Annotated in this window: 10 protein-coding genes (1 of these 10 running past the window's edge); 3 read left to right on the top strand and 7 right to left on the bottom strand. The window is 40.3% G+C overall.

From position 1 onward, the window contains the following. Nucleotides 1–201: the 5' portion of a hypothetical protein gene (locus IGI44_RS03425; RefSeq protein WP_367397961.1), read on the bottom strand. 162 nt of this gene lie to the left of the window's left edge; only the first 201 of its 363 coding nucleotides appear in the window; it begins with the start codon at nucleotides 199–201; the stop codon falls past the left edge of the window. Nucleotides 202–286: 85 nt separating this feature from the next. Beyond that, complete coding sequence (locus IGI44_RS03420; protein WP_438786417.1) at nucleotides 287–667, bottom strand: CvfD/Ygs/GSP13 family RNA-binding post-transcriptional regulator; 381 nt, start codon at nucleotides 665–667, stop codon at nucleotides 287–289. Between the two features lie 77 nt (nucleotides 668–744). On the opposite strand from IGI44_RS03420, the gene IGI44_RS03415 reads away from it, so the two are divergent. Continuing rightward, nucleotides 745–1,911 carry a MalY/PatB family protein gene (locus IGI44_RS03415; RefSeq protein WP_438786415.1) on the top strand — a complete coding sequence of 389 codons (1,167 nt, stop codon included), beginning with the start codon at nucleotides 745–747 and terminating at the stop codon, nucleotides 1,909–1,911. Nucleotides 1,912–1,970: 59 nt separating this feature from the next. On the opposite strand, the gene IGI44_RS03410 is transcribed toward IGI44_RS03415, so the two are convergent. After that, entirely contained in the window at nucleotides 1,971–2,558 is a 588-nt protein-coding gene (locus IGI44_RS03410; protein WP_438786414.1) for a peptidylprolyl isomerase, read from the bottom strand. A 131-nt stretch (nucleotides 2,559–2,689) separates the two neighbouring features. Between IGI44_RS03410 and IGI44_RS03405 the strand changes: the two genes are divergently transcribed. Together IGI44_RS03405 and IGI44_RS03400 are read left to right on the top strand one after the other, a co-directional pair. Then, complete coding sequence (locus IGI44_RS03405) at nucleotides 2,690–3,670, top strand: NAD(P)/FAD-dependent oxidoreductase (protein ID WP_438786412.1); 981 nt, start codon at nucleotides 2,690–2,692, stop codon at nucleotides 3,668–3,670. A gap of 62 nt (nucleotides 3,671–3,732) precedes the next feature. After that, nucleotides 3,733–4,242 (top strand): phosphatidylglycerophosphatase A family protein, encoded by a 510-nt coding sequence (locus IGI44_RS03400; protein WP_016179821.1) that lies wholly within the window; start codon nucleotides 3,733–3,735, stop codon nucleotides 4,240–4,242. An 18-nt stretch (nucleotides 4,243–4,260) separates the two neighbouring features. Here IGI44_RS03400 and IGI44_RS03395 read toward each other — a convergent pair whose 3' ends face one another. From IGI44_RS03395 to IGI44_RS03380, 4 genes are read right to left on the bottom strand one after another with little or no spacing between them, the layout of a single operon-like run. Then, a complete protein-coding gene (locus tag IGI44_RS03395) occupies nucleotides 4,261–4,896 on the bottom strand; it encodes a TIGR01906 family membrane protein (RefSeq protein ID WP_438786410.1) in 636 nt (211 codons plus the stop codon). Further along, a complete protein-coding gene (locus tag IGI44_RS03390; RefSeq protein ID WP_438786409.1) occupies nucleotides 4,886–5,656 on the bottom strand; it encodes a TIGR01457 family HAD-type hydrolase in 771 nt (256 codons plus the stop codon). The genes IGI44_RS03395 and IGI44_RS03390 overlap by 11 nt, the downstream gene beginning before the upstream one ends. Before the next feature lie 4 nt (nucleotides 5,657–5,660). After that, nucleotides 5,661–6,281 carry a YutD family protein gene (locus IGI44_RS03385; RefSeq protein WP_438786408.1) on the bottom strand — a complete coding sequence of 207 codons (621 nt, stop codon included), beginning with the start codon at nucleotides 6,279–6,281 and terminating at the stop codon, nucleotides 5,661–5,663. Between the two features lie 33 nt (nucleotides 6,282–6,314). Continuing rightward, nucleotides 6,315–7,694: a bifunctional metallophosphatase/5'-nucleotidase gene (locus IGI44_RS03380; protein WP_438786407.1), complete on the bottom strand. Its 1,380-nt coding sequence runs from the start codon at nucleotides 7,692–7,694 to the stop codon at nucleotides 6,315–6,317. Nucleotides 7,695–7,762: the final 68 nt, after the last annotated feature.

Here is a 7,762-nt window from a genome sequence, read left to right as displayed (position 1 = left end):
TAATTCGACTAGCCGAATATCATTAACATTAATATGTAGTGTGGCTTTCAAGAAATTCAAAAAACTAGCTAAAACGGTGTTTTCGGCTTTGGTATCAGTGCGAGCAAATTCTTTCTCTTTTCCTATTTCGTGAACTAAAAAACGCTTCGATCCATCTTCTAAATGCAACATGATTGTTCCTGACACTTGTTTTGTCACAATTTTCACCTCTGCAAGAGCTAATCGTAAATCGCAATCATTGTATCATGTTTTCAGAAAAAAAGATATTCTTTGCATAAAATAGAAATTAATTTTCAGTTCGTTCTTTCAACAGAAAATCAATCGCTTCATCCGTCCAACAGGGCATATTTTTTTCTAAGGAGCGGAAACCAATACTTTTATTACGATTAGTAAAGTAGCGTTTCCTGTGGTACGGAACCTCAGCAGGATGTTCTGCTAGAGTTCGTAATGATAAACTGATTTTTTTTGTGTACTCATCTATGTCGATAACTTGAACTTTTACTACTTGCCCGACTTCCAGAATGCTGTGAATATTTTTAGTATATCCAGATTGTACTTCCGATATATGAACCAATCCTTGTGTCTGATCATCTAATGAGATGAATGCACCATATGGCTGGATACCTGTAACTTGACCTTCAACAATGTCTCCAATTTTATATCTCATTCATTTCCCTCTCTTCGCATGATCCATTATACTGTATTTATCATTGAAATTGAAGTTTATAAGCAGGAGGAAGACAAATGACAGATTTCGAACAACCAATTGATCGCATGGGCTCCAACAGTATCAAATGGGATACGATCCTCAAAACCTATAACGAGAAGGAGCTGTTGCCTTTATGGATCGCTGACATGGACTTTAAAGCGCCTGAGGGTGTTTTGAAAGCCTATCAAGCTTTAGTGGATCATGGTATCTTGGGTTATAGCGATATACCCGACAATCTTTACACCGCCATCATTAAATGGGAGCTGGAACATTTTAACCTTTCTATTGAAAAAGAGGATATCCTTTTCTTCTCTGGTGTCTTAGCTGGAATCAATACTGCTGTCCAAGCATTCACTAAACCAAACGATACGATCTTAATTCACGATCCAGTCTATCCTCCTTTCGCTAATATCATTACTACTAACCGACGTCAATTGGTACGTAGTCAGTTAATTGAAGAAAATGGGCGTTTTTTGATGGACTTAGCCGACATGGAGGAAAAATTTAAACAAAAACAGGTAAAAGCTATGATTTTGTGTAACCCTCATAACCCTGGCGGACGTGTTTGGTCAAAAGAAGAGCTGGAACAATTAGGAGCACTTTGCAAAAAACATCAAGTACTTGTGTTAAGCGATGAAATTCATCAAGACTTGGTGTTCTCACCAAATGAAATGACTTCTTTCTTTAATGCAGGTAAAGATTTCAGTGATTTTAGCATCCAATTCACTTCGATGACTAAGACCTTTAATTTGGCAGGAATCAAAAATTCAGTCGTCTTTGTAAAAAATGAGAAGCTGCGTAAGCAACTAACACGTAAACAAGCAGAAAATTTCCAACAGGAAATCAATACCTTTGGTTTAGTCGGCATGGCAGCAGCTTATGAAACCGGAGAGGACTGGCTAGCGAAGTTATTAGCCTATCTTCAATCGAACATCCGCTACACCATAGAATTTTTCCAAGAGCATCTGCCTAAAGCAAAGATCATGAAGCCTGAAGGAACCTACTTATTATGGTTGGATTTTTCAGCCTACGGACTTTCAGATAAGGAATTAGAGGATCGGCTTGTCCATAAAGGGAAGGTCGTTTTAAATACGGGGGTTAGCTATGGACCTAGCGGTAAGCAGCACATGCGCTTGAATATCGCCTGCCCGCAAGTAGTTTTGGAAGATGGGTTAAACCGAATTGTGTCGGCTTTAACTTAAATAGATTATAAAAAGGTCCTAAGCTTGATGTTTCCAGCTTAGGACCTTTTTCCTATATCTTATTCAGTGATTTCGATTGACTCGATTACGACATCGTGAACCGGTTTGTCTTGGGCTCCACGTTTTACTGCGCCGATGCTATCAACAACATCCATGCCTTCAACAACGTGTCCGAAAACCGTATGACGGAAATCCAACCAAGGTGTTCCTCCTTGTTTGTAAGTTTCCACGATTTCACCAGGGAAGCCAGCTTCCTCCAATTGAGCCATCATGTTGGCAGGAACATTTTGGTTGTTCACAATAAAGAATTGACTGCCATTTGAGTTTGGTCCAGCATTGGCCATGGATAATGCACCACGCAAATTGAATAAGTTACGTGAAAATTCATCTTCAAATTTTTCACCGTAAATACTTTCACCGCCCATACCAGTACCGGTTGGGTCTCCACCTTGGATCATAAAATCAGGAATGACACGGTGGAAAATTACGCCGTCGTAATACCCCTTCTTCGCTAATTCAATAAAGTTTTTAACTGTTTTTGGTGCTTCTTCCGGGAATAATTGAAGAGTAATATCCCCCATATTTGTTTTGATTGTCGCTTTAGGACCTTTTTCTTCTGCTAAGTTTAATTGTGGAAATTGAGTCACATCAATGTCCTCCTTTATTTTTTTGCTGTGTCCATCATAACAAACTTTTTTGGTTTTGCCACCTCTGCAAGCCAAGCGTTTCTGTCTCTCTCATTTATTTGTTACAATCGATGGAAAGAAAGGGTGTTGATATGGAAATTTTTGATATAACCATTGTAGGCGCAGGGCCAGTCGGAATGTTTGCAGCGTTTTATGCAGGGATACGTCAAGCAAAAACAAAGCTAATCGATAGTTTACCCCAACTAGGCGGACAATTGACGACTTTATACCCCGAAAAAAATATTTACGATATTCCCGGATTCCCAATCGTAAAAGCAGCGGATTTGGTAGGAAATTTAGAAAAGCAGTTGCGAACTTTCTCCCACACCTATTGCTTGGAAGAAGAGGTTTTGGAGTTAAAACAACACGACGATTACCTTGAATTGGTAACCAATAAGGATACTCATTATACAAAATCGGTTGTTCTTGCAATTGGAAGCGGCTCTTTCCAGCCCAGACGTTTGATGATTGAGGATGCCGATACATTTGAAAATCATGGGATTGATTATTATATCAATGACTTAATGAAATATGCAGGAAAAAAAGTCGCTATTGCAGGTGGCGGGGACTCTGCCATTGACTGGGCATTAATGCTGGAACCAATCGCATCTGAAGTGTCAATCATCCATCGTCGCGATAATTTCCGCGGACACGAGCATAGTGTCCAGAAACTAAGAGACTCTTCTGTGAATATCTATACGCCCTACATTCTTAAAGGACTTCATGGAAAACAAGATTTAGAAGATTTGACTTTACAAAAGGCAAAAAGTGATGAGACAATTACCTTAAACGTAGATTACTTGATCGTCAATTATGGATTCTCCTCTTCTTTGGATCATCTAAAATCTTGGGGATTGGAAAGTACGCGTCAGGCAATTCTTGTTGAATCAGATATGCGCACATCAATTCCAGGTGTCTATGCGTGTGGGGACATCGCTACCTATGACGGAAAGGTAAAATTAATTGCGACTGGGATGGGAGAAGCTCCAACTGCTGTCAATAATGCGTTGCATTATGTAAATCCTAAAAATCGAACACAACCTGGACACAGCACTAGTCTATTCCCGCAATGATAAAAGGATGAAGGGATTCCTGTTCAAAAATCATCTCATTAGATTACAAAAGGAGGTACGTTATGGTATTCGAAACAACCGCTCTTGAACAAAAAGCACGCGAGCTCTTAGAAGAACGCGGGGTTACTATCCGAGATATCGCGGACTTAGTATTCTTTTTACAAAAGGATTATATTGAAAAATTAGATATTGAATTGTGTATTCACAGTGTAAATCGTGTATTGACTAAGCGTGAGGTACACAACGCCATTATTACCGGCATCGAACTGGATAAATTAGCCGAACAAAAAAAGCTGGATTATCCATTACAAAATATCCTTGAAGAGGATGAAGGGCTTTATGGAATTGATGAAATCATGGCTTTGTCGATCGTTAACGTTTATGGTTCGATCGGTTTCACGAACTATGGCTATATCGATAAAGTGAAACCTGGAATCCTGAAAAAGCTTAACGAGCACGATGGTGTGCATGTTCATACTTTTTTGGATGATCTTGTAGGAGCAATCGCCGCATCAGCTGCTAGTCGCCTAGCACATGAACATCCTCGCAAATTAGATTCCATCGTTAAATAAAGCCAACAAAAAAAGAGCTTAACGCTCTTTTTTTAATGCCCTTTTGCCAAAATAAATCGGTAATAGATAGAAAATCTCTAGTAAGACAAAAAATAGAATGAAGCAATGCAGAAAAAATGTCTCTGGCAACACATTAATGATCGGGTCCGTCGCTGGATTAAAAATCCACGCATCATTATTAAAGAAGACACCGTGGAACATCACGAAGAAGCGATCGAAATTCACTGCCATCAAAAACGCAATCACAATTGGCACAACGACTGCAATCCGAAACGGTTGGATCAGCTTCCACAAACACTCTTGTTTCATTAACTGACGTACATAGAGAATACTGGGTACAACGGTCACTACTAGTAAGCCATAATTTACCAGGAACAATCTTTTTACTTCATAAAAGTGCAATGCACCGCTAGACGAGACAGGAAAGTCCGTCATTTTAAGCGTGTCTACCCATGGCAGATTCAAATAGCGCATTAATTGATCGAAGTTATGCAGCAGCTCTTTTTCAGAAAGTGACGTGTAATCCAGCAAGTCCAAATGCCCGATATCAAACTGATAGAGCCAACGAGCGTTGATCGTCAGTGTAATCGCCAGCGTCAACAAAGTTATTAATAAGCAAACCAGCCCAATCCGTTCTAGCCACTTATATTTCATTGAAATGCCATTCATCTAACGAGTCCACTAAATAAGTCGGCGGTATAGGTAAAGTTGGTACATCTGCCTTCTGAGTAAAGCCTGACAAGACTAAGAGTGAATCAATCCCATTATTGATCCCTGCTAAGATATCAGTCGTGTAATTATCGCCCACCATCAAGACCTCTGATTTTTCTAATCCTAAGATTTCCACAGCTTTATCCATAATAATCGCTTCAGGCTTACCGATATAAATCGCTTTTTGTTGCGTAGAAGCTTCCAGCATCGCAATTACTGCCCCAGCTCCAGGAAGCAAGCCACGTTCTGTGGGGATATTTTTATCAGGGTTCGTTCCAATAAAGGTCGCACCTTTTTGAATCGCCAATGTTGCAACCACAAATTTCTCATAGGTAACATCTGTATCTAAACCAATCACAACATAATCAGGATTTTCTTCATCCCAAACATATCCCGCTGCTAAAATCGGTTCGATCAAGCCTGGTTCACCGATGATATAAACCTTCTTACCTTTATTGGCATCATTCATATAATCAATCGTCGCAAGTGTCGCAGTGTAAACCGTTTCTGATCCAACATGAATCGAAAATTCATTTGCCAATCGCTGCGCAACTGTTTCTGGCGTTTTTGTCGTATTGTTGGTTAAAAATAAAAATGGAATCTGACGTGCTTGAAGTTGTTCGACAAAGCGCCGTCCAGCCGGGATCGGTTCGCTTCCGCGATAGATCGTTCCATCTAAGTCAATCAAATATCCTTTGTACATTCTATTACTCTTCCCTTTGACGGATCACGAAGCGTCCGTCTTTTTCTTTCGTTTTTGTCGGCGTCTCTTTTTTCGGCTGACGGTTTTTGATTATTGGTTTTTTCTTTGGTTTGTTTGTTACTGGAACTTTTTTCTCCTCCACGTAGGCTTGTGGTTTATCCTTACGCTTCCGCTTACGTTTTTTTCGAGTTTGTTGGCGTTTGCCGCCTGTCCGCTCCAAGACAAAATAAGCACAACCAAAATTGCAGTACTCATACAAATAATCTTCTAATGTGTCAATCCGTTGCTCCGGTAAGCTTTTCCGATCATCTTCGCGGAAAAAGCCTTTTAGCCGCAACTGGTCATACCCCCAGTCACCAACTATATAATCATAACGTGTCAAGACCTCACTAAAGCGTTCACCTAAACGTTCGGCATCAAAGCCTTCACGATAATTTCTAGCTAAGCGGTATTGGCGTTCACCAATCAAAAGGTTACTATCATCAACAAATACGACAGTTTCACCCTTTTTCTTTTCTTCAGCGGGGGTCTCAACGATTTCATCTAGGACCTCAGTCAATTCTTCAGTGACTGTTTTTTCGGGGTTATTTTTTTGTTCTTTGTTGTCTCTTTTTTCTTTTGCCATCGTTTCACCACCTTTTGCTATTATACCTTGTTTTTATTTGATTGGATAGTGAGTGTGGAGATAGTCCCCTAAAACACTGCGAATAAAATCCGGAAATAAAAATTCATAGTGACCTGCAATCTCGATCGTCGGAAAGAATGGAACAAACATATAATGATCAACAGTCGCCAGCGTATAATTTTGCTCTGGTTTGACCAACTCTCCTAACCAGCGAACCTGATGGTTGACTCGATCGTATTCGATCCCATCGTACACTAGATGACCGAAAATTTTGCCACGAAAGCCCATCCCTACCACCGGAAAGTTGATTAAGAAATGGCGATTCTTTTCCATTTCTAAAATCAACCGAATCAGATTATTCCCATCCAGCGTCACCTTGATTAAATGCATCGGATGCGGCAGCGCTCTATGCAACTGATCCTGATCAACAATTCCAGCAGGTACATCGGTTAAGAATAATCCTGAATTCAATACAGCCGCCTCAGTCTGCGCTGCTTCTTTTACCGCAGCCAACGTATAATTGATCATTGGATGATCGGTTTGTAAACTAGTGCTCATAGTAAACGGAATCGCAGCAATTTTTTTGTCCGCCAATAATCGATGTCCTTCTGCTAGATACTCATCAATTTCTTCCTGATCCTCTGGCAACTCCAGCATCTTCTCAGTGGGAAAGGTACGCGCCGTGGTTTTCTGGATATGATGGTTCTCATCAACCGTCACATGCACTTCGCCAACATAATAACCGTATTTTCCAGCCGCTGCCAATTGAACATTGCCAATTTTTTCACCCTTTTCAAATAAATGATGCGTATGAGATCCCAAAATGACATCAATAGAAGGCAATTCCCGTGCAATCTGTCGATCGACACTAATTCCCAAATGGCTCATCAATACTAACACATCAACTTTCGGACGAAGCTCCGACACAAGCTCTGGTAAAATCTCCATCACTTGGCGAATGTCCCAGCCATTGGGATTATAAGTTAGTGGAAACGGAGCCGTAAATGCCAATAGTCCAACCTTCGTTCCCTGTTCGGTTGTAATAATTTTGGATTGCTGCGCCCATTTTGGCGGCTGCAGGGTTTGCTTATCGAAGAGATTATCTAAAAGAATATCGAAGTTCGCTAGATCATATAATTGATTCAGTTCAGCTTTTGAGTTTCCCACGCCTTCATTGTTCCCAATAGTTGCCGCATCGTAATGAATTTGATTCATCAATTGAACATTCGCTTGCCCATTGGTTGCCTCTGTCAGCGGATGCCAACGATCCACAAAATCGCCAAGATCCACAGTAATAATTTGTTTATCTGCGGTTTCTTCCTGTTTGCGATTCAGTAAAAACCGACGTAACTTGGGCCAATTTTCTAAATGTGAATGGAGATCGTTCGTATGTAAAAGAATAATTTTTTCCATTATTCTACCTCTTTCCAACTCTTCTTGTTCCATCTATAGTAACATATAGCTCAAGAAGGCTGAACGAA

The organism is Enterococcus sp. DIV0756 (assembly GCF_051710745.1).
Classification (GTDB): domain Bacteria; phylum Bacillota; class Bacilli; order Lactobacillales; family Enterococcaceae; genus Enterococcus_A.
The sequence above is the reverse complement of the archived record's forward strand: the minus strand, read 5'-3'. Positions and strand labels throughout refer to the sequence as shown.

Bases quoted from the DNA above. Each gene is read 5' to 3' on its own strand.
- IGI44_RS03385 (WP_438786408.1), bottom strand. From the start codon at position 6,281: ATGGCAAAAGAAAAAAGAGACAACAAAGAACAAAAAAATAACCCCGAA.
- IGI44_RS03400 (WP_016179821.1), top strand. From the start codon at position 3,733: ATGGTATTCGAAACAACCGCTCTTGAACAAAAAGCACGCGAGCTCTTA.
- IGI44_RS03405 (WP_438786412.1), top strand. From the start codon at position 2,690: ATGGAAATTTTTGATATAACCATTGTAGGCGCAGGGCCAGTCGGAATG.
- IGI44_RS03380 (WP_438786407.1), bottom strand. From the start codon at position 7,694: ATGGAAAAAATTATTCTTTTACATACGAACGATCTCCATTCACATTTA.
- IGI44_RS03390 (WP_438786409.1), bottom strand. From the start codon at position 5,656: ATGTACAAAGGATATTTGATTGACTTAGATGGAACGATCTATCGCGGA.
- IGI44_RS03395 (WP_438786410.1), bottom strand. From the start codon at position 4,896: ATGAAATATAAGTGGCTAGAACGGATTGGGCTGGTTTGCTTATTAATA.
- IGI44_RS03415 (WP_438786415.1), top strand. From the start codon at position 745: ATGACAGATTTCGAACAACCAATTGATCGCATGGGCTCCAACAGTATC.
- IGI44_RS03420 (WP_438786417.1), bottom strand. From the start codon at position 667: ATGAGATATAAAATTGGAGACATTGTTGAAGGTCAAGTTACAGGTATC.